At 66.2% G+C, this 19,987-nt stretch carries 14 protein-coding genes; 10 read left to right on the plus strand and 4 right to left on the minus strand.

Features of this window, described 5'->3' with window-relative positions:
• Positions 1–12: 12 nt before the first annotated feature.
• Entirely contained in the window at positions 13–1,095 is a 1,083-nt protein-coding gene (locus tag GJ698_RS08190) for a porin (protein WP_154357134.1), read from the plus strand.
• 3 nt (positions 1,096–1,098) lie between these two features.
• Here the strand turns inward: GJ698_RS08190 and GJ698_RS08195 are convergent, their stop codons facing one another.
• Positions 1,099–1,803, minus strand: a complete 705-nt coding sequence (locus GJ698_RS08195; protein ID WP_154357135.1) for a siderophore-interacting protein — start codon at positions 1,801–1,803, stop codon at positions 1,099–1,101.
• Between the two features lie 32 nt (positions 1,804–1,835).
• On the opposite strand from GJ698_RS08195, the gene GJ698_RS08200 reads away from it, so the two are divergent.
• The 4 genes from GJ698_RS08200 to cphA all read left to right on the plus strand — a co-directional run bounded on the left by GJ698_RS08200 (position 1,836) and on the right by cphA (position 7,312).
• Positions 1,836–2,297, plus strand: a complete 462-nt coding sequence (locus GJ698_RS08200; protein ID WP_166454829.1) for a MarR family winged helix-turn-helix transcriptional regulator — start codon at positions 1,836–1,838, stop codon at positions 2,295–2,297.
• Between the two features lie 123 nt (positions 2,298–2,420).
• Positions 2,421–3,824, plus strand: a complete 1,404-nt coding sequence (locus GJ698_RS08205) for an iron-containing redox enzyme family protein (RefSeq protein ID WP_154357136.1) — start codon at positions 2,421–2,423, stop codon at positions 3,822–3,824.
• Between the two features lie 4 nt (positions 3,825–3,828).
• Positions 3,829–4,674: a cyanophycinase gene (locus GJ698_RS08210; RefSeq protein ID WP_229259892.1), complete on the plus strand. Its 846-nt coding sequence runs from the start codon at positions 3,829–3,831 to the stop codon at positions 4,672–4,674.
• Positions 4,661–7,312, plus strand: coding sequence for a cyanophycin synthetase (gene cphA / locus GJ698_RS08215; RefSeq protein ID WP_154357137.1), 2,652 nt, complete (start codon positions 4,661–4,663; stop codon positions 7,310–7,312). The genes GJ698_RS08210 and cphA overlap by 14 nt, the downstream gene beginning before the upstream one ends.
• Positions 7,313–7,318: 6 nt before the next feature.
• On the opposite strand, the gene GJ698_RS08220 is transcribed toward cphA, so the two are convergent.
• Together GJ698_RS08220 and GJ698_RS08225 are read right to left on the minus strand one after the other, a co-directional pair.
• Positions 7,319–9,379, minus strand: coding sequence for a Mur ligase family protein (locus GJ698_RS08220; protein ID WP_154357138.1), 2,061 nt, complete (start codon positions 9,377–9,379; stop codon positions 7,319–7,321).
• A 140-nt stretch (positions 9,380–9,519) separates the two neighbouring features.
• Entirely contained in the window at positions 9,520–11,046 is a 1,527-nt protein-coding gene (locus GJ698_RS08225) for a PAS domain-containing hybrid sensor histidine kinase/response regulator family protein (RefSeq protein ID WP_154357139.1), read from the minus strand.
• A 152-nt stretch (positions 11,047–11,198) separates the two neighbouring features.
• Here GJ698_RS08225 and GJ698_RS31385 point away from each other — a divergent pair, with 152 nt between their 5' ends.
• The 4 genes from GJ698_RS31385 (at position 11,199) to GJ698_RS08245 (ending at position 17,062) form a co-directional block, all read left to right on the plus strand.
• The gene (locus GJ698_RS31385; RefSeq protein ID WP_154357140.1) at positions 11,199–13,184 is read left to right on the plus strand and encodes a purine-nucleoside phosphorylase; all 1,986 of its coding nucleotides are present in this window, start codon (positions 11,199–11,201) and stop codon (positions 13,182–13,184) included.
• An 82-nt stretch (positions 13,185–13,266) separates the two neighbouring features.
• A complete protein-coding gene (locus GJ698_RS08235; RefSeq protein WP_154357141.1) occupies positions 13,267–14,271 on the plus strand; it encodes a polysaccharide deacetylase family protein in 1,005 nt (334 codons plus the stop codon).
• The gene (locus GJ698_RS08240; RefSeq protein WP_166454830.1) at positions 14,268–14,822 is read left to right on the plus strand and encodes an arsenate reductase/protein-tyrosine-phosphatase family protein; all 555 of its coding nucleotides are present in this window, start codon (positions 14,268–14,270) and stop codon (positions 14,820–14,822) included. The genes GJ698_RS08235 and GJ698_RS08240 overlap by 4 nt, the downstream gene beginning before the upstream one ends.
• A complete protein-coding gene (locus tag GJ698_RS08245; protein ID WP_154357143.1) occupies positions 14,819–17,062 on the plus strand; it encodes an acyltransferase family protein in 2,244 nt (747 codons plus the stop codon). Before GJ698_RS08240 ends, GJ698_RS08245 begins: the two co-directional genes overlap by 4 nt.
• A 1-nt stretch (position 17,063) precedes the next feature.
• Here GJ698_RS08245 and GJ698_RS08250 read toward each other — a convergent pair whose 3' ends face one another.
• Positions 17,064–19,409, minus strand: a complete 2,346-nt coding sequence (locus tag GJ698_RS08250) for a glycoside hydrolase family 31 protein (RefSeq protein WP_154357144.1) — start codon at positions 19,407–19,409, stop codon at positions 17,064–17,066.
• A 169-nt stretch (positions 19,410–19,578) separates the two neighbouring features.
• On the opposite strand from GJ698_RS08250, the gene GJ698_RS08255 reads away from it, so the two are divergent.
• Positions 19,579–19,923, plus strand: coding sequence for a hypothetical protein (locus GJ698_RS08255; RefSeq protein WP_154357145.1), 345 nt, complete (start codon positions 19,579–19,581; stop codon positions 19,921–19,923).
• Positions 19,924–19,987 lie beyond the last annotated feature (64 nt).

Genomic DNA, 19,987 nt, shown 5'->3' on the forward strand with positions numbered 1-19,987 from the left:
CGGAGACACACAATGAAAAAATCCCTCGTCATCGCAGCCGCAGCCTTCGCCGCCACGGCCGCGCATGCGCAAAGCAACGTCACCATGTACGGCATCATCGACGCCGCCGTCGAGTACTACAACAACGCCGACGCCGCCGGCAACAGCCTGACCCGCATGCCCAGCCTGGGCGGCGGCATGTTCCCGTCGCGCCTCGGCTTCCGTGGCGCCGAGGATCTGGGCGGCGGCATGAAAGCCATCTTCCAGCTGGAGAACGGCTTCGCGCCGGACACCGGCACGCTGGGCCAGAACCGTTTGTTCGGCCGCCAGGCCTGGGTGGGATTGTCCGGTAACTGGGGCCAGGTCACTTTCGGCCGCAACTACAATATGCTGAACATCTCGACCTATGACGTCGACATCATCGGCCCGTCGCAATACGGCCTCGGTTCGCTGGACTCGTTCATTCCGAACGGCCGCAGCGACAACTCGGTGGCCTATCGCGGCACCTTCAGCGGCGTGACGCTCGGCGGCACCTATAGCCTGGGCCGCGACACCTCGTCCGCCGGCGGCCCGGCAGGCACCGGCTGCGCCGGCGAAAGCGCCGCCGACGCCATCGCCTGCCGCGAATGGTCCGCGCTGCTGCGCTACGACGCGCCAGGCTATGCGCTGATCAGCGCCTACGACCGCATCTACGGCGGCGCCGGCGCGGCCAATGGCCTGACCAGCAGCGACAAGACCGACAGCCGCGCGCACATCGCCGCCTTCCTCAAGCGCGACGACTGGAAGCTCGGCGTCGGCGTCATCAACCGCAACAACCAAGGCTCGGCGACGCAGCCGCGCAGCAACCTGCTCTACGTCGGCGCGGCCTACAACATCACGCCATTCTTCACGCTGGACGGCCAGGTGGCCAAGCTGGATTACCGCGCCACCAACAATGACTCCACGCAGGTGATCATTCGCGGCATCTACAACTTTTCCAAGCGCAGCGCCTTCTACGTGGCGGCCGCCCGCATCAACAACAGCGGCGCGGCGGCGGTGGCGCTCAGCGCCGGCGGCTCGGTCGGCGCCGGCTTGAACCAGACCGGCATCATCACCGGCATCAAGCACACCTTCTGACCGTTACAGGTCTTCGTGGTGACCGGAAGCGCCCTGCTTCCAGTATGCGGAGATGCGGGCCGCCTCGCGCGGGTGGCCCTTGTCGACAAACACCGCGTCGCGCACCTGCGCGGCCACCGACGCTTCACCGGCGAACCAGAAGAAGCCTTCGCCTTGCGGCAGTTGCAGCGCGCGGATGGCGGCCAGCAGCGCTTGCTGGCTGCCGAAGAATTGCGGCGCGACCTGCGCTTCGCTGTGGAACGACAGCGAAGCCGCGCCGTCGGCCGCCACCAGCACCTGCACCCTGGCGTCCTTCGGCAGTTCCTCAAGACGGCGGCGGATCGCCGGCAACGCGGTGGCGTCGCCGGCCAGCACATGCCACGCGTAGTCCATCGGGATAATCATCGAGCCGCGCGGGCCGGCGATCACCGCCGTCTGCCCCACCGCCGCCTGGCGCGCCCAATCCGACGCGGCGCCGGTGGCGTGCAGCGCGAATTCGATGGTCAATTCACCGGCCACATTGTCATAGCTGCGCGGCGTGAAATCGCGGCGGTCCTCGTCGCTCAACATGAATTTGATGTGATCATCGTAGGAAGCCGAGACGAAATCGTGTAAGGTCTCGCCTTTGAATGTTACGCTGACATAGTCCGGAGCCAGCTGCTGCACCTTGATTACTTCAAGCTCGCGCCGTTTGATTTCATGCCGCACACGCTGAATTCGATTGCTCATCTGCCGCTCCTTAGTTGATAATGTCACCAATTATGACCAAACAAGTTAATAAAGTCAACCAATCGGAACAGGTTTTCGACGCCATCCATTCGATCATGCACTTGTTCCGGGCGCGCCAGCTGCGAGGCCTGCGCGACAACCCGCACGAGCTGACCCACATGGAATACAAGGCGCTGGGCTTTTTTGCGCGCCATCCCGGCGCCACGCAGGGCGACCTGGTGGCCCACTCGGGCCGCGACAAGGCCCAGCTGGCGCGCCTGCTGAAAGGCCTGCGCGACAAGGAACTGCTGGAAGCGGAAGCCGACGCCGCCGACCGCCGCATCACGCGCCTGAAGCCCAGCACGCAGGGGCTGCACATCTTCAACAGCCTGCGCGAGCTGGGCGCCCAGGCGGCCGGCGCGGCGGTGGACGGCATGACGGCCGAACAGTTGACGCAACTGCAAACACTGTTGCAACAGATCCGCACCAATCTGGAAGCCGACGACCAGCGCTGACGTTTTTGGCCTACGGTGGTTGTGGGCCTACTCTTACAGCAACACAAGCGACGCACCGATGTGGGGCACGGCGACCGCCCCCGATAATTGTCAGACGAACTCTTCACAATTATCGGGACTCCCATGCTACAGCTTGCGCACGCCGTATCCGCCCCTGTCGACGCCACCAGCGCCGCAGCGGTGTACCGGTCACTCAATGAAGGACCGCCGGACGCCGGCGCCCTGGCCAATGCCCGCACTTTCCTGGTGCAGCGACTGCAGGCGGCCCGCCAACTGCATCACGACCTGCCGGCCGATCCGCAACAGCTGGCGCCCTGGGTGGCCAGCCGCGCCTTCACGGTGGGCATGGAATACCAGGCCTACCTGCAAGCCCGCCGCGATGGCGCGCCGCGTCGCTATTTCAGCAACCAGGCCCACGCCCTGTATTTTCTCAAGCACGCCGCACCCACCAAGCTGGTGGACGGCGCCTGGCTGTACGGCATGCTGGCGCGCTGGGACGATCCGGACTTTCGCCCGCTGATCCAGACCTATCTGGAAGAACTGGGCGACGGCGTGCCGGAAAAGAACCACGTCCTGCTCTACAAAAAACTGCTGGCTGCGCACGATTGCGACGACTGGCAGCAACTTGCTGACACCTACTTCGAACAGGGCGCGATCCAGCTGGCGCTGGCCTATGACGCCGAACGCTTCCTGCCGGAGATCATCGGCTACAACCTCGGTTACGAACAGCTGCCGCTGCACCTGCTGATCACCGCCTACGAACTGAATGAGCTGGGCATCGATCCCTATTACTTCACGCTGCACATCACGGTCGATAACGGCAGCACCGGCCACGCCCACAAGGCAGTGCAGGCGCTGATGCAGCTGATGCACCGCTTCGGCGACAGCGCCAGCATGTGGCAGCGCGTGCAGGACGGCTATCGCCTGAACGACCTGGGCGCCTGCACCACCTCGATCATCGACGGCTTCGACCTGCACGCTGAGCTGGTGGACATCCTGGCCGACAAGAGCCATGCCGGCTGCAATATGCACTCCAACTACTGCCGCCTGGCCGGCCGCAGCATCAACGAATGGCTCAGCGATCCGCAGCAGATCCCGCAGATGCTGGCCGAGCTGGAAACCGCCGGCTGGATACAGCGCGGCCAGCCGGCGGAAAACAGCCGCTTCTGGCGCCTGATCCAGAGCGAGCGCGCCGAGATGTTCGGCGTCTTCAGCGCCTACGAGCAGCAGGTGCTGAGCGACTGGATCGTCACGCCGCCGCGCGTGGCCAGCTTCCGCGCCCGCCAACGCTCGCTCGATACACTGGGCATGCACCACACGCCGCGCCGCGGACCGCCGCGCGGCATCGTGCGTCACCACAGCGGCGACGACAACGACGGCCCGCTGCGCCAGCTGGAAGAGAAGATCGCTACGCTGGGCAGCAAGCAGGCCGCCATGCAGCTGCTGCAGGCGCTGATGACGCCGGACCAGCATCACCGTCCACTGGGACTGATGGCCACCCGCATGTACCGCCAACTGATCGATTGACCATATGACCCATACCGGCAGTTTGATGATCATCGGCGGCGCTGAAGACCGCACCGATGACAAGGAAGTTTTGCAAAAATTTATCGCGCTGGCGGGCGGCGTGGCACAGCCTATCATCGTCATCACCGCCGCCAGCAAAGTTCCCGAAGATGTGTGGGCGATGTACGAAACAGCCTTCGTCGCCATCGGCGTGGAGAACGTCACGCACGTCTCCATCAGCAGCCGCGCCGAAGCCGACGACGACATGCTGGCGCACAAAGTGGCCCAGGCGCGCGGCATCTTCATGACCGGCGGCGACCAGAAGCGCCTGGTGACCTTCCTCGGCGGCACCCAGCTGGAACGCGCCATGCGCCGCGCCTACAGCGACAACGGCGCCTGCATCGCCGGCACCAGTGCCGGCGCGTCCGGCATGTGCACCCACATGCTGGCCGAAGGCCGGGCCGACCTGGCGCCGGAAAAAGGCGCGGTGCGCCTTGGCGCCGGCCTGGGCTTCGTCAGCCGCGTCATCATCGACCAGCACTTTTCGCAGCGGCACCGCCTGAACCGGCTGTTGAGCGCCATCGCGCAAAGCCCGTTCCTGCTGGGCGCCGGCATCGATGAAGACACCGCGCTGATCGTGCAGGACGGCGGTATCGAGGTGGCGGGCCACGGCAGCGTGACCGTGGTCGATTGCCGCCAGTCGCAAACCAATATCGCCGACGTTGCAGCCGGCGTGGCGCCGCAAATGCTGGACGTGCGGCTGCACCTGCTGCCTTCCGGCTCTGGAATTTCCAGCGCCGACGACGCCGGCCCGCTGGCTGACTTTATTCACTATCTCACTGACAGGACCTTAGAGCATGAACATCGTTAAACAACACGTACTGCGCGGACCGAATCTGTATTCCAACCAGCCTTGCCTGCTCACCGTGATCGACCTGCAGGAGCTGCGCGACCGCGACACCGCCACCCTGCCCGGCTTTAACGACCGCCTGCTGGCGCTGCTGCCGTCGCTGTACGACCACCGCTGCTCGGTGGGCCAGTACGGCGGCTTCGTGCAGGCGCTCAATCAAGGCGCCAACCTGGCGCACGTGGTCGAACATGTGACCATCGCGCTGCAATGCCTGGCCGGCACGCCGACCTACCTGGGCCGCACCCATGAAGTGAGCGGCATGCCGGGCCACTACCGTGTGGTCAGCTCGTTCGAACTGGAGCACGTCGCCATCGACGCCTGCGACCTGGCGCTGTCGCTGGTGCGCGGTCTGGCGTCCAACGCGCCGGACCTGGCGCAGCAACTGGAAAACGGCGTCGCCGCCTTGCGCGACACCGCCGAACATCACGCCATCGGCACCAGCACCGGCGCCATCCTGCGCGCCGCCATCCGCCAGGGCATTCCGTACCAGCGCCTGACCGAAGACGCCAATATGTTCCTGCTGGGCTGGGGCGCGCAGCAAAAACGGCTGCAAGCCACCATCACCGGCGACACCGGCCATATCGCGCTCGGCATCGCCTCGGACAAGCAGCTGACCAAGGCGCTGCTGCAGGAAGCTGGCGTGCCGGTGCCGGAAGGCGTCAGCGTGCGCACGGTGGAACAGGCGCTGCGCGCCGCGCGCGACCTGGAAGGCCTGGTCACCATCAAGCCGCTGGACGGCAACCACGGACGCGGCGTCTCCACCCGCTGCGGCACGCCGGAGGACGTCAAGCTGGCGTTCGAACGCGCGCGCGAACATGGCCGCACCATCATCGTTGAACGCTACATTCCCGGCGACGACTACCGCATCCTGGTGGCCGGCGAGCGCGTGGTGGCGGCGGCCCTGCGCCGGCCCGCCGCCGTGACGGGCGACGGCGTCTCCACCGTGCGCGAGCTGGTGGAGCAGGAAAACCGCAATCCGGCACGCGGCGAAGGCCACACCAACATCCTGACCCGCATTCCGCTGGACGGCCACGCCGAAACCACGCTGGCGACGCAGGACCTGAGCTTCGACAGCGTGCCGGCCGAGGGCCGCCGTGTACTCATGCGCGGCAACGCCAACCTGTCCAGCGGCGGCACGGCGGAAGACGTCACCGACCGCCTGCCGCCGGAAACGCTGGCCATGTGCGTGCGCGCCGCCCAGAAGATCGGGTTGGACGTGGCAGGCATCGACCTCGTATGCGAAGACATCGGCGTGCCGCTGAACGGCCGCAATGGCGCCGTCATCGAGATCAACGCCGCTCCCGGCATCCGCATGCATGAATACCCGAGCGCCGGCGTGCCGCGCGACGCCGGCGCCGCCATCGTCGAATCGATGTTCGGCGACCAGGACGGCCGCATTCCGGTCATCGCGGTCACCGGCACCAACGGCAAGACCACCACCACGCTGATGATCGAACACGTGCTGCGCCAGGCCGGCATCACCACCGGCTGCACCACCAGCGAGGGCGTGTTCGTCAACGGCCAGGAAATCAAGCGTGGCGATTGCAGCGGCTACTGGTCGGCGCGCAGCGTGCTGTCGGCGCCGGACGTTGAATTCGCGGTGCTGGAAACGGCGCGCGGCGGCATCCTCAAACGCGGTCTGGCGTTCGACCGCTGCGACGTGTCGGTGCTGCTGAACGTCAGCGAAGACCATATCGGCCTGGATGGCGTCGAGACGCTGGAAGACCTGGCCGCCGTCAAGGCCGTGGTTCTGCAGGCAGCCAGTGGCGCTGTCGTGCTGAATGCGGAAGACGCGCGCTGCCGCGCCATCGGCGATACGCTGGATGAAGACGTCGAACGCATCTACTTCAGCTGCGACGCCGCCCACCCGGCGCTGCTGCAACACCTGGAAGCCGGCGGCCGCGCCACCTGGCTACAGGACGGCGCACTGATGGCGTCCGACGGCGCCGGCCAGCGGCATCAGCTGCTCGACGCGGCCGAGATGCCGTCCACGCTGGGCGGCTGCGCGCGCCACAACATCGCCAACGGCCTGGCGGCAGCGGCGGCGCTGATGGCCAGCGACCTGGGTAACGGCGCGATTGCCGCCGGCCTGCGCAGCTTTGTATCCGATGCGCGCCACAACCCGATGCGCGCCAATCTGTACGACGTCAACGGCGTGCGCGTGATCGTCGATTTCGCCCATAATCCGGCGGCGTTCGAGGCGCTGGCCGCCACCGCGCGCGCCATGACCACCGGCCGTACCGTGGCGGTGGTCACCTCGCCGGGCGACCGCCGCGAGCGCGACTTCCAGCAGATCGGCCAGATCTGCGGCGCCGGCTTCGACACCACCGTGGTCTATGAATGGGAAAGCGAGCACCGTGGCCGTACGCCGGGCGAACGCGCCGCCATGATGCAGGCGGCCGCCCGCGCCGCGCGCGGCACCGAGGGTGGCGTATTGCTGGAAGCCGATCCGGCGCAGGCGCTGCGTCTGGGCCTGGCCCAGTGCCGCCCAGGCGATGTGCTGGTGTATGCGTGCGGTTCGTCGGTGTCGGAACTGGTGGATGCGCTGCGCCCGGTGGACCCGGTCAGCGCGGCGCGCATCGACGCCACGCTGGTGTAACAAGCATCAGGCGGCGGGCGCCGCCTGTTGCGCCAGCCGTTCGGCGGCTGGCGCGTCAATCTCGCGTATCGCTTCAATCAGGGTGGAGACCTCGGTGCCGCAGGCGAATACCAAAACATCTCCCGGCTGGCAGGCGCGATACGCCGCCTGCACCGCCGGCGCAGCCTCGGAATAAGTCGCGATGACGGCGCCGCCGGCGGCACGGGCGCCGGCGCTGATCAGTTCAGCCGCTTCTCCCACCGCGCGGCCGCGACTGGCCGATTCATACACAAACAGCTGATCGAAGTGCATCGCGCAGGTTGCACCGGTACGCGTCAGGTCGGCGTCGCGGCGGTCGCCCGGCGAGGTGACCACGGCCAGCACGCGGCCCGGATTCTGGCCGGTGGCCTTGCTCTGCCCCTGCCCTTGCGCCAGTCCGCGCGCCAGCGTCGCCAGCGCCGAATAGGCCGCCGGATTGTGCGCATAATCGAGTACGATGCTGATCGCCCCCAGCTCGAACACATTGGAACGCAGCGGGTTGTTGGCCGCATTGGATTCGAAACTGGCCAGCCCCGCGCTGATCTGCGCCACCGTGAAGCCGGATGCCGACAGCGCCGCCGCAGCCGCCAGGCTGTTGGCGATGTTGTAGCGCGCCAGGCCGCCGCAGGTGGCGGGAATGTGCGCAGCCGGCATCACGCGCTGGCGCACCTGGCGCTGGCTCAGCATGATCACGTCGTTGTCCAGCCAGACCGCGTCGCCGCCCTGCGCCAGGTGCGCCAGCAGCACGGCATTATCCGGTTTCATGGAGAAGTAGATGGCGCGCGCGTCGGGCGCCAGCCGCGCGCGCATGGTCACGCAGTGCCCGTCGTCGGCATTCAGCACCGCGACGGCGGCGGAAGTCACCACCAGCGACTTGACGCGCGCCAGCTGCTCCACGGTCTCCACACCGTCCAGCCCCAGATGGTCGTCCGAGACGTTCAGCATCACGCCCACGCTGCAACGGTCATACGCCAGCCCGCGCTTGAGCAGGCCGCCGCGCGCGGTTTCCAGCACCGCGAATTCGGTCTGCGGCGATGCCAGGATGCTGCGATGCGACCAGTAACCGGTGCAGTCGCCCTCCGCATAGATCTCGCCATTCAGCGCCAGGCCCTGCGTGCTGGCGCAGCCGGTGCGGTAGCCGGCCAGCTGCACCGCATGGGCGATCATCAGCGTGGTGGTGGTTTTGCCGTTGGTGCCGGTGATGCCGATAACCGGGATGCGCGCCTGGTCCGGCGCCGCGCGCAGTTCGCGCAGCAGCGCGCGCTGATCATGGCTGGGTGGCGCCGTGCCCAGCACCGCATCCACCGTCGGGCCGCGCCGGCCCGGCAGCAGATCGACCTGCGCATGGGCCAGGCCCAGCGTGCCGGCGGCGCGTTCGCTGATATGCCGCGTTTCCGGCGGCGCGTTCTGCGCCTGGCCGTCCATCACCTGCACGCGCAAACGCTCGCCGGGCTGGCGCTGCGGATTTTCAAAGTGCTCGAACGGCACCGGCAGCTGCGCCTCGATCAGCAGGGAGCGCATCAGCTGGCGGTCGTGCAGCAGGGTGTCGGTCAGCAGACGGTTGTCGTCGCCGGCGCTGTCAACATAGCGCCACTGGCGCGCGCCCCAGCCGAGCCGGATCAGGCCAGCATGTTCGCTGATGCGCTGCACCGGAATGCCCATCGCCGCCGCTTCGCGCGCGATCGCCTGCGCGCTGTCGGACAGCTGCATCGATGCGGCCAGCGCGCGCAGCGAGGCAACCGCCGCCGGCACGTCCGGCGCTACGCCATGCTCGGTGGCGGAGATCAGTTCCACGGCGGCGGCCAGCGCAGCCTGCCCCAGGTGTTCCAGCTGGTACTGCACCACGACGCGCCATTGCCTCGGCGCGCCGGCCACCGCTTCAGCGTGGATGAATTCGACCGGCTCGCCGCAGGCGTGCTGCAAAAAGCGCGCGGTGTAGGCAAGTTGCGGCCCGGCCTCGTCCAGCGACGACTCGACCACTGCCAGCAGGGAGGGAAAACGGCTGTAAAGATTGGCGCCTCGCAGCAGGCGTTGTTGCAGTATCCGCATGGTCACAGCTCCTTGCTGCGACGCGGACGGGGATATCGGATGCGGTGCGGGATCACAGAAGCTCCAGGCAAAAACCAATAGTGCCGCACAAGGGCAATATCCTGGGTGCGCTGCCGCACATAGACAGGCAAAATCCGGCGCTACAACACCTTCAAAGTACGGATCAAATCACTCAGGCGATAGGGCTTGGCGATCATCTCGAAATTGCCGATATCCGGCATCTCGTCGCGCAGCGCAGCCTTGACGTAGCCCGACGCCAGCACGATTTTCAGGTCGGGGAATTCCTGCCGCGCAGCCTTGCCCAGCTCGACGCCGTTCATGCCCGGCATGACCACGTCGCTGAACAGGATGGCGATGCCGGGATTCGAACGCAGCGTCTCCAGCGCCTGCGCGCCGTTATCGGCCGACAGCACTTCGTAGCCGAGGTGGTTGAACAGGCTGATGGCGGTTTCCAGCACCTCCGGCTGGTCGTCCACCAGCAGCACCTGTTCGCTGCCGGCGGCGGCGTTCGCATCGTCCACGGAACCGCCTTCCACCGCCGGGAAGTACAGCGACACGGCCGTGCCCTGGCCGGGATGCGAATCGAGCGTCAGCGTGCCTTCACACTGCTGCATCAGGCCATAGACCTGGCTCAGGCCAAGACCGGTGCCCTTGCCTACTTCCTTGGTGGTGAAGAATGGTTCGACCGCGCGCGCCATCACTTCCGGCGTCATGCCCGTACCCTGGTCGCGCACCACCACGCGCACGTAGCGGCCGGCCGCGAGTTGCGCCACTTCGGCGTCGGCCAGCGTCACCGATGACAGTTCCAGCTGCACCTCACCCACGCCCGCCATCGCATCGCGCGCGTTGACGACCAGATTGAGCAGCGCCGACTCGAACTGCGTCGGGTCCAGCATCGCTTGCGGCAGCTCGGCATCCAGCTGCAGGTGCAGCCGCATATCGTCCGGCAGCGCGCGCCGCAGCACCGCTTCGAACGAACGGATCACGCGGCCGGCGTCATGCGGCTCCTGCCGCAACGGCTGCTGGCGCGCGAAAGCCAGCAGCTGCTGCGTCAGCGAGGCGCCGCGCTGAGCAGCGCGCGCCATGGTGTCGACCGACTTGGCGTGCACCGCCGGGTCGCGCGACAGGCGCAGCAGCTCCAGCCCGTTCATGATCACATTCAGCAGGTTGTTGAAGTCGTGCGCGATGCCGCCGGTGAGTTTGCCGATGGCTTCCAGCTTCTGCGACTGGAACAGCGCCTCGCGGGCCCGCTCCAGCTGCTCGGCGGCGACGCGGCGTTCGGTGATGTCGCGCGTGATCTTGGCAAAGCCCAGCAGCTCGCCCTGCGGATCCACGATGGGATCGATCACCACGCTGGCCCAGAAGCGGCTGCCGTCCTTGCGCACACGCCAGCCTTCGTCCTCGAACTTGCCGGCGCTGCGCGCCACCTGCAGCGCATGCACCGGGCGGCCGGCGGCGCGGTCCTCCTCGGTATAGAACATGGAAAAGTGGCGGCCGATGATTTCATCCGGATGATAGCCCTTGAAGCGCTGGGCGCCGGCGTTCCACGTCACCACCACGCCCTCGGGCGACAGCATGTAGATCGCGTAGTCGGTCACGCCCATGATGAACTGGCGGAAGCGCTCGGCTTCGATGGCGTCGACGCTGGACTGGATACTCTGCTGCATGCTCATCCTTTAAGGCTCTGTATTGTCAATTTTACTTGAGAGCAAAGAAAAACTGGTATTTGATGTGCACCAACCGTTCGTCCTGGACAAAAGCGCGAAAGCTGGCACACGGATTGCATGTGGCTTTCTTGTCGCCATCCACCGGAAAACCTATGCCTCGCCATCACTTGCTTACCGCCCTGCTGCTGGCAGGCGTTGCCGCCACCGCCGCTGCCGCTCCTGCTGCTACCCCCCGGCCGGTCAAGGTCATGATCATCAGCATGTTCGATAAGGAGGCCGAGATATGGACTGACAAGCTCCAGCTGACGCAGTCCATCGCGGTGCCCGGCCTGTCGCCGCGCTACCCGGTGGTGCATTGCAACGCCGCCGACGTCTGCCAGCTCACCACCGACATGGGCAAGGCCAACGCCGCAGCCTCCGTGGCGGCGATGGTACACAGCGGCCTGTTCGACCTGCGCGCCAGCTATTTCCTGGTGGCCGGCATCGGCGGCATCGATCCGGCGCAGGGCACCACCGGCACCGCCGCCTGGTCGCGCCACCTGGTGGACGCCGACCTGGCCTGGGAGCTGGATGCGCGCGAGCGCGGCGACGGCTGGAGCACCGGCTACCTCGGCATCAATATGAAAACGCCAGCCGATGTCCCGCCGCTGCACTACGGCTCCGAGATGTATCAACTGAATGAAGAACTGATGCAGCGCGCGCTGGCCCTGTCGCGCGACGCCGTGCTGGCCGACCCGGAACAGGCGCGCAGCTATCGCGCACGCTATCCATCGGCGCCGGCCAACCAGCCGCCGCAGGTGAGGCAATGCGACACCATGACCGGCAACACCTGGTATCACGGCGAGCTGCTGGGCCAGCGCGCACGCGACTGGTTCGCCCAGTTGACGGCGAACCAGGGCAAGTACTGCATCGTCGCGCAGGAAGACAACGCCACCTACACGGCGCTGAAGCGCGGCAGCGAGGCCGGCCTGCTGGACGTTCAGCGCGTGGCGGTGCTGCGCACGGCGTCCAACTTCGACCGCCAGCCGCCCGGCATGACCGCGCTGGAATCGCTGCACGCACAGTCGGGCGGCTACCCGCCGGCGCTGCAAAACCTGTACATCGCCGGCAATCCGCTGGTACAGGATATCCTCAAACACTGGCAGGACGGCGCCGCGCCAGCCGCCGTTACGCGCAAGACCGCGCCGGCCTACGCGCCCAAGGTCATGATCGTCAATATGTTCGGCGCCGAGGCCGCGCCCTTCGTCAAAGGCCTGAAGCTGACCGAAAAGCGCAAGGTGCCTGGCCTGTCGGCGCGCTATCCGGAGGTGCAGTGCAACCGCGAGCAGATCTGCCAGCTGACCACGGATATGGGCTACAGCAACGCCGCCGCCAGCATCAGCGCCCTGCTCTACGCCAGCGGTTTCGACCTGCGCAATACCTACTTCATCATCGCCGGCATCGCGGGCATCAGTCCCCGGCATGGCACGGTGGCGACGGCGGCGTGGGCCGATTACGCGGTGGATTATTCGCTGTCGCACGAAATCGACGCCCGCGAGATGCCGCAGGACTGGGCTTACGGCTACTTCGGCATCCACACCAATGCGCCGGGCCAGTTGCCGCGCTTCGATTACCGCACCGAGGTGTTCCAGTTGAATACCGCGCTGGTGGACCGCGCCTACAAACTGTCGCAGCACGTGAAACTGAGCGACTCGGACGCCGCGCGCGCCTACCGCGCCAGCTTCACCACGGCGCCGGCCAACCAGCCGCCGGCTGTCACGCGCTGCGATACCGTCTCCGGCGACACCTGGTATGCCGGCGAAACGCTGGGCCGGCGCGCCGAGGAATGGTCCGTCCTGCTCACCGGCGGCAAGGCGCGCTACTGCACCTCGCAACAGGAAGACAACGCCACGCTGGAAGTGCTGCGCCGCGGCCAGGCCGCAGGCAGGGTGGACTTCGGCCGGGTGCTGATCCTGCGTTCGGCGTCCGATGTGGACCGGCCGCATCCGGGCCAGAGCAACAGCGACGTACTGGTCAACTACGCGCAGCAAGGCGGCTTTGAGCCGTCCACCGCCAACCTGCTGCTGACCGCGCAGCCGGTGCTACGCGAAATGACCAGGCACTGGTCGCGCTGGAAGCAAGGCGTTCCGGCCGACTGACATGCCTTGAGTTTGATCAAGCGCATGCCGGGCGCAATGGCGATGACTACACTGGTCAGATTGCCGTTGCCGGGTGGCCGTCATGCGCGTGTGCATAACAATCGATACGGAATTCAGCATCGCCGGGGCGTTTGCCGATCCTGCGCGGCAGCCGGTGGGCGTGCCCAAGGTTCGCTGCGAAGTGGGCGGACGTTCGCAGGGCCTGGACTTCCTGCTTGGCTGCTTCGGCCGGCATGGCGTGCAGGCGACGTTCTTTGTCGAGACGGCGCAGCGGCACTGGTTTCGCGATGATCCGATGGGCGCACTGGCGCGGCAGATCGCCGCTGCGGGCCACGAGGTGCAGCTGCACGTCCATCCCTGCTGGGCGGTGTTCCGCCATGCGGACTGGCCGGAGCGCGTGCGCCGCCAGCCGCGCCAGGACGACCTGGCGGGCCGCGATGTCGCCTCCACGCTAGGCCTGCTGCGCCAGGGACAGGCGGCGTTTGCCGAATGGGGCCTGCCCGCGCCGCAGGTATTCCGCGCCGGGAATCTGCAATACGACGACAATTTGTACCGCGCGCTGGCCGCCGCAGGGATTCCGTACAGCTCCAACATCGGGCTGGGCGTCTACAACGCCGGGCTGCCGGAGTGTCAACTGTACGCCGGCCGCCATCTGCGCCACGGCGTGCTGGAATGCCCGGTGCTGACGTACTGCGACTGGCGCTCGCACCTGAAGTCTGCGGCGGTATCGAGCAGCAGCTTTGGCGAGATGCGCGCGGCGCTGGAACAGGCCCACGCTGCGGGGCTGGAACTGGTGGTCATCCTCACCCATCCGTTTGAATATGTGCAGAGCGATGGCGATGGCTTCCGGCGCTTGCGGCGGCATGCGCTCAACCAGGCGCGCCTGGAGCGGCTGTGCGCCTATCTCGCCGCGCATCCGCAGCGTTTTGATGCTTGCGGCATGGCGGCTGCGGCCGGCCAGCCGCTGACGCCCTCGTCCTCGCACAATCCGCTGCTGCGTGGCCGTCCATGGCGCACCGCCTGCCGCATCGCCGCGCAAACCATCTACGACCATTATGGCCGCTGGATGCTGGCGAGGGCCGCATGAACTGGCGCAGCCACGGCACCTGGCGCGGCGCGGTGCGGGCCTGGCTGGCGCTGATCGATCTGCGTGGCGGCCGGCTGAAGGAGTTCCATCTCAGGCATCCGCAACAGGTGCGGCGCGTGGTGTTCGTCTGCCTGGGAAATATCTGCCGCAGCGCTTATGCGCAGCGCGTGGCGGAGCGTCTAAGGATGCCCTGCGCATCGATCGGCCTGGCCACCACGACCGGCGCCGCCTCCCCTGACACGGCGCAGCGCGCGGCGCAACGCTGCGGCGAAGACCTGCGCAGCCACCGCGCCACCGACATCAAGGATTTTGAAGTGCTGCCCGGCGACCTGTTTCTCGCCATGGAGGTGCACCACGCGCGGGCGCTTCAGCACCGCCTGATCGGCCGCAGCGACATCCAGATCGCCCTGCTCGGCCTGTGGTGCAAGCCGCCGATGCCTCACCTGCACGATCCCTACACGCTCAGCGACGCCTATTTCGACCAGTGCTTCATGCGCGTGCGACAGGCGGTGCACGGCCTGCATCGCACGCTGTCGCGGAGCGTGCCATGAACCGATCCTTCTCGATCTACCTCGATCTGGTGCGGATCGCCAGCGCGCTGCTGGTGATGCTGTACCACTCCAACCTCCGCCTGCTCAGCGTGGAAAAGCTGCCGCTCAGCACCCACGGCCACGCGGCGGTGATTGTGTTCTTCGTCCTGTCCGGCTACGTCATCGCCCACATCACGGCCACGCGCGAGAACACCCCGCTGGAATACTGGTCCAGCAGATTGGCGCGCTTCTATTCACTGGCGCTGCCCGCCGTGTTGCTGACGCCTTTGCTGGACCTGCTGGGCGAGGCGATGGCGCCGCAGTTCTATGGCGACCGCACCACGCACGATCTGGCCTGGCTACGCATCCTCACCAGCCTGGCCTTCCTGAACGAGACGTGGACCTTGTCCATCATGTCGTTCTCCAACGTGCCGTATTGGTCGCTGTGCTACGAGTTCTGGTACTACGCGCTGTTTGCGATCCTGACCTTCCTGCGCGGACGGCGGCGCGTGGCGTGGTGCGCCGGCGCGGCGCTGCTGATCGGTCCCAAGATCCTGCTGCTGGCGCCAGTGTGGGCGAGCGGCGTGCTGCTGCATCGGTGGAGCGCTTTGCAACGCCTGCGCCCCGCCACCGGTGCACTGCTGGTGGCCGCCTCCTGCGCGGCTTATGGCGCGTTCCATCACCACGGGCTGACCGAGGCCGGCAGCGCGTGGATGCGACAACTGATTGGCGCGCATTGGCATCAGCAGCTGGCGTTCTCCAGGTTCTTCGTCACCGATTACCTGCTGGCGTTGATCGTGGTTTGCCACTTCGCCGGCATGCGCGCGCTGGCGCCGCCGTTGGAGCGCCTGGCGCCGCTGGTGCGGCCAGTCGCGGCCTACACTTTCAGCATCTACCTGCTGCATCAGCCGCTGATCCAGTTTTACGGTGCGCTGCTGAATGGCGATCCGGCACGGCCGTGGTTCTACATGACGACCATGGCGGCCGTCTTCCTAAGCATCTTCGCCATCGGCACGGTGACCGAGCAGCAGCGCCACCACTGGCGGCGGGCGATACATCGGCTGCTCGCCGCACCGCCGGCACAGCCCTTGCCTGCCGTGGTGCTGGGCATCGACACGCCGATCGGCCTGGCCATCATTCGCGATCTCGGGCGGCATGGCGTCAAGGTATATGGCATTGCGCGCAGCGACGGCGCACCGGGCCTCGGCTCGCGCTATCTGCATCGCGGCATGCTGCGGGCCGACGATGTGGTGAAGCAGTTGCAGCAGCTTGGCGAAGAGATCGGACCGGCTGCGCTGTTCGCCATTGCGGAGCATGACATTCTGGCGTTCAACAAGGCTCGCGATGCGTTGCACAACTACCGCATGATGTTTGCCGACGCGGCGCGCATGGAGCGCGTGCTGCGCAAGGATCTGACCTACGCGGCGGCGGCGGAGGTAGGCATCCCCGTGCCGCGCACCTGGCATCCGGCCACCATCGACGAAGCGCAAGCCGCCGCCACACAGGCGCGCTATCCGGTGGTGCTGAAGTGGGCCGATCCGAACGCCATGATTCCCTTGCTGCGCCAGGCTGGCCTGCAACTGGAGAAAGCATGCTATTGCGACGATGCGCCGGCCATGATGGCCTATCTGCGGCGCTACCAGTCGCTGGGCCGCTATCCGATGATGCAGGAATTCGCCGCAGGCCATGGCCTGGGCCAGTTTGTTTTGATGAAGGACGGCCAGGCGCTGTACCAGTTCCAGCACCAGCGGCTGCACGAATGGCCACCGGAAGGCGGCACTTCAACGCTATGCGTCTCGCTGCCGCTGTCGCAGCATGCTGCGTTGATGCGCCAATCGGTGGCGCTGCTGCGGAAACTGGAATGGGAAGGCGTGGCGATGGTCGAATACCGCTACGATCCGGCCACCGGACAGGCGGCGCTGATGGAGGTGAATGGACGCTTCTGGGGCAGCCTGCCGCTGGCCTGCCAGGCCGGCGCCAGTTTTCCGTGGTACTGCTACCAGGCGCTTGCGCTGGATCAGCCGATTGACGCCGCACCGTACCGCGCCGGTGTGCGCTGCCGCTACATGACGGCGGAGACGCGGCGTTTGCTGCATGTACTGAACTGGCGCGAGCTGGCGGCCTACGCGATCGAATTCCTGCGCCCGCACTCCGGCTACTTCGTCTTCGACTGGCGCGACCCGCTGCCGCTGTGGTGCGACTTGCGCCACAGCATGTTACAGCGTTTGCGCGAACAGCGCTATCTGAAGAAAACCAGGTGACTTACTTGCCGATCACCTTCACCAGGCCCGCCGCCGATTTGGCCAGGGCGGCATCGCCGCCGCTGGCGCTCAACTTGCCGGCCGTATCGTCCCACTTCAGCTGCGTGACGGTCGACTTGCCTTTTTCGTAGTCATAGCTGACGCCATCGTCGTCATACAGGCGGAACTCGCCGCTCTTGCCAGGGTAGACGTTGATGCTGGCGATGGCCTGCTTGCTGGCGGTCGACTGCACCTCGGCGCCCATCGGCACGACCGAACCGGCCTTGACGAACACCGGAATCTGGTCGATCGGTGCGGCCACCTTCACCCAGCGTCCGCCGGACAGCTTCTCGTTGGTCCAGAAGTTATACCAGTCGGCGCCGGCCGGCAGGTAGACATCCTTCTCGGTCTGTCCCTGCTGCGTCACCGGCGCCACCAGGAAGGCCGGGCCGAACATGTACTGCGTGCCGATATTGGCCACGTTCGGATCGCTGGCGAAGTCCATCCACAACGGACGCATGAACGGCGCGCCGGTATCGTGCGTGAACTTGGCCTGCGAGTAGATGTAAGGGATCAGCTGATAGCGCAGCTTGTCGAAGCGCGCCATTACGGCTTCGGCCTGTTTGCCGAAGGACCAGATATCCGCTTCCTTGCGGTCGCCGTGCAGGCGCAGCGTCGGCAGGAAGGTACCGTACTGGAACCAGCGCGTCAGCAGCTCGGGATAGTCGTGGTAGTTGCCCACCACGTCGCGCGCGTCCGATGGGTCGAGCAGCGGCGCCTTGGTCGCCGACGTGGCCGGCGCCAGTTTCTGCCAGCCGCCGATGTCGTTGCCCCAGTAGGCGATGCCGGAGGCGGTCATGTTCAAACCGGTCGGGATCTGGCGCGTCAGCGCTTCCCAGGTCGGCTGGATGTCCGAGGACCAGAACAAGGCGCCCGTCCGCTGCGAACCCAGATACGCGGCGCGCGACAGGATCAGCACACGCTTGTTCGGCTTCCACGCGCGCAGGTTTTCCGCCACGCCTTCCACGTGCAGCAGCGGGAACAGGTTATGATAGCGGTCGCCCGAACCGATCGAGTAGAAGAAGCCACTCGGCACCAGATCCGGCTCGGTTTCGTCCAGCCACGGATAATCGAAGCCCTGCGACAGGATGTTGTCGCGCGCCTTCTCCCAGTACCACTTGCGCGCGGCCGGATTGGTCGGATCGATCAGGCCCCCGGTGCGGTCGGAGCGGAACGGCAGGCCGTCCACGGTCTTGCCATCCTTATCCTTGATCAGATAGCCCTTGTGATCCAGCTCATTGAAGTAGCGGCTCGACGTTTCGTAGCGCGGCCAGATCGAGATGATCGACTCCATGCCCATGTCGTGCAGCTGCTTGTTCATCCCTTTCGGATCGGGGAACTGCGCCGGATCGATGTCCATCTGGCCCATGCGGGTCCAGTAGAACCAGTCCACCACCATAACGTCCAGCGGATACTTCTTCTGGCGGTAGGTGTTCGCCACGCGCAGCACTTCCTGCTGGCTGTCGTAGCGGGCTTTCGACTGAATCAGGCCGAAGGCGGATTTCGGCGGGATCGGCGTCTTGCCGGTCACGCGCGCATAGCCGGAGTAGATCTCCTCGGGCGTCGAACCGGTGATGATGAAGAAGCTCACCCGCTCACCCACGTTCGACTGAAACGCCGTGCGGCCATTGACGCCGGCGACAAAGCGCGTGGCCGACGGGTTGTCCCACACGATGCCATAGCCTTTGGACGACACCATGAACGGCACGCACACGCTTTCGCCGGCCGGCGCATCGTACCAGTGCTTGCAGTCGAGGACGCGGCCGCGCAGGTCCAGCGCGCCGAGCGATTCCTGGTTCTGGCCCATGCCATAGTAATGCTCGTCGCCCGCCACCGAGAACGAGGCGCCGACCTGGAAGGTCTTTTCGGTGTTGACGGTCTGCGGCGACATCTCCCAGCCGTTCATGCTGACGATCTGTTCGCCCTTGGCGTTCAGCACCTGCAAACCGACCGGCGCCAGCGACGGCGCGAAATACTTCTGTCCCTGCGTCGGCACGGATGGCGGCGGCGACGGATTCACGCGCACCGTCATGGCGGTCGAGGTGAATACATCGCCGTCCTTGCCGCCGTTATGGCGGAAGGCGGCGTTGTCGCTGTTCTTTGGCAGGATGCCGTAGCCGGGGCCTTTCAGCACCTCGTCCTTGTCGACGGCGATGGTGACGTGAACCACGTTGGGGCCATAGGCCTCAACCGACACGTAGGCGCCATCGCGGTCCAGGGTGGCGATGGGCGCGGCCAGCGCGGAGGTGGTAAAGGCAAAAATCGATGCGAGCGCGGTAAATACCGGCGTGTGGGCGAGCAGTCTCATAATCCTCTCTTTTATTGGAGATGTGACCGCATTGTGCGTCTTCATTTTCGGAATGGCAATTACGAAAATCACCAATAGGGACTATGTTTATGGGTATGTCGTATAATCGGCCAATATGAGGCTTACACGCTCCCACCGATGGTTCACCGCGTTGATCGCGCTATGCAGCATGCTGTTCATGCAGCTGGCGGTATCGGCGTACGCCTGCCCGACGCAGCTCGGCGGCGTGGCGCAGGTGATGGAGGCGGCGCACGAGCGCATGTCCATGCCCGATTGCGCCGGCATGGACGAACAGCAGCCAGTGTTGTGCGCGGCCTCCGCGCATCCCGGCCAGCCCTCGCTGGACAAGCCGGACCTGCCTACCGTCAGCCCATTCATCCCTTCCACATTAAGCGCCACCGTCATTCCTGCCATGCCCCTTGTGCATGCCGGCCTGCCGCCGGCGGGCGACCGCCTGCTGACCCGCGCCACCGCACCGCCATTGGCGATCCAGCACTGCTGCTTCCGTAATTGACACCTTCGTCACGCTAGTCCGCCATCGCCGCGCCTTCGCGCCTGCGATGTAGTCCACTATCGTC

Source organism: Duganella aquatilis, from assembly GCF_009674565.1.
Lineage (GTDB): Bacteria > Pseudomonadota > Gammaproteobacteria > Burkholderiales > Burkholderiaceae_D > Rugamonas > Rugamonas aquatilis.

What these genes read in the sequence shown, in the direction of transcription:
- GJ698_RS08205 (WP_154357136.1), top strand. Translation starts at nt 2,421, where the DNA reads ATGCTACAGCTTGCGCACGCCGTATCCGCCCCTGTCGACGCCACCAGC.
- GJ698_RS08250 (WP_154357144.1), bottom strand. Translation starts at nt 19,409, where the DNA reads ATGAGACTGCTCGCCCACACGCCGGTATTTACCGCGCTCGCATCGATT.
- GJ698_RS08190 (WP_154357134.1), top strand. Translation starts at nt 13, where the DNA reads ATGAAAAAATCCCTCGTCATCGCAGCCGCAGCCTTCGCCGCCACGGCC.
- cphA (WP_154357137.1), top strand. Translation starts at nt 4,661, where the DNA reads ATGAACATCGTTAAACAACACGTACTGCGCGGACCGAATCTGTATTCC.
- GJ698_RS08200 (WP_166454829.1), top strand. Translation starts at nt 1,836, where the DNA reads ATGACCAAACAAGTTAATAAAGTCAACCAATCGGAACAGGTTTTCGAC.
- GJ698_RS08225 (WP_154357139.1), bottom strand. Translation starts at nt 11,046, where the DNA reads ATGCAGCAGAGTATCCAGTCCAGCGTCGACGCCATCGAAGCCGAGCGC.
- GJ698_RS08245 (WP_154357143.1), top strand. Translation starts at nt 14,819, where the DNA reads ATGAACCGATCCTTCTCGATCTACCTCGATCTGGTGCGGATCGCCAGC.
- GJ698_RS08255 (WP_154357145.1), top strand. Translation starts at nt 19,579, where the DNA reads ATGCTGTTCATGCAGCTGGCGGTATCGGCGTACGCCTGCCCGACGCAG.
- GJ698_RS08195 (WP_154357135.1), bottom strand. Translation starts at nt 1,803, where the DNA reads ATGAGCAATCGAATTCAGCGTGTGCGGCATGAAATCAAACGGCGCGAG.
- GJ698_RS08235 (WP_154357141.1), top strand. Translation starts at nt 13,267, where the DNA reads ATGCGCGTGTGCATAACAATCGATACGGAATTCAGCATCGCCGGGGCG.
- GJ698_RS31385 (WP_154357140.1), top strand. Translation starts at nt 11,199, where the DNA reads ATGCCTCGCCATCACTTGCTTACCGCCCTGCTGCTGGCAGGCGTTGCC.
- GJ698_RS08220 (WP_154357138.1), bottom strand. Translation starts at nt 9,379, where the DNA reads ATGCGGATACTGCAACAACGCCTGCTGCGAGGCGCCAATCTTTACAGC.
- GJ698_RS08240 (WP_166454830.1), top strand. Translation starts at nt 14,268, where the DNA reads ATGAACTGGCGCAGCCACGGCACCTGGCGCGGCGCGGTGCGGGCCTGG.
- GJ698_RS08210 (WP_229259892.1), top strand. Translation starts at nt 3,829, where the DNA reads ATGACCCATACCGGCAGTTTGATGATCATCGGCGGCGCTGAAGACCGC.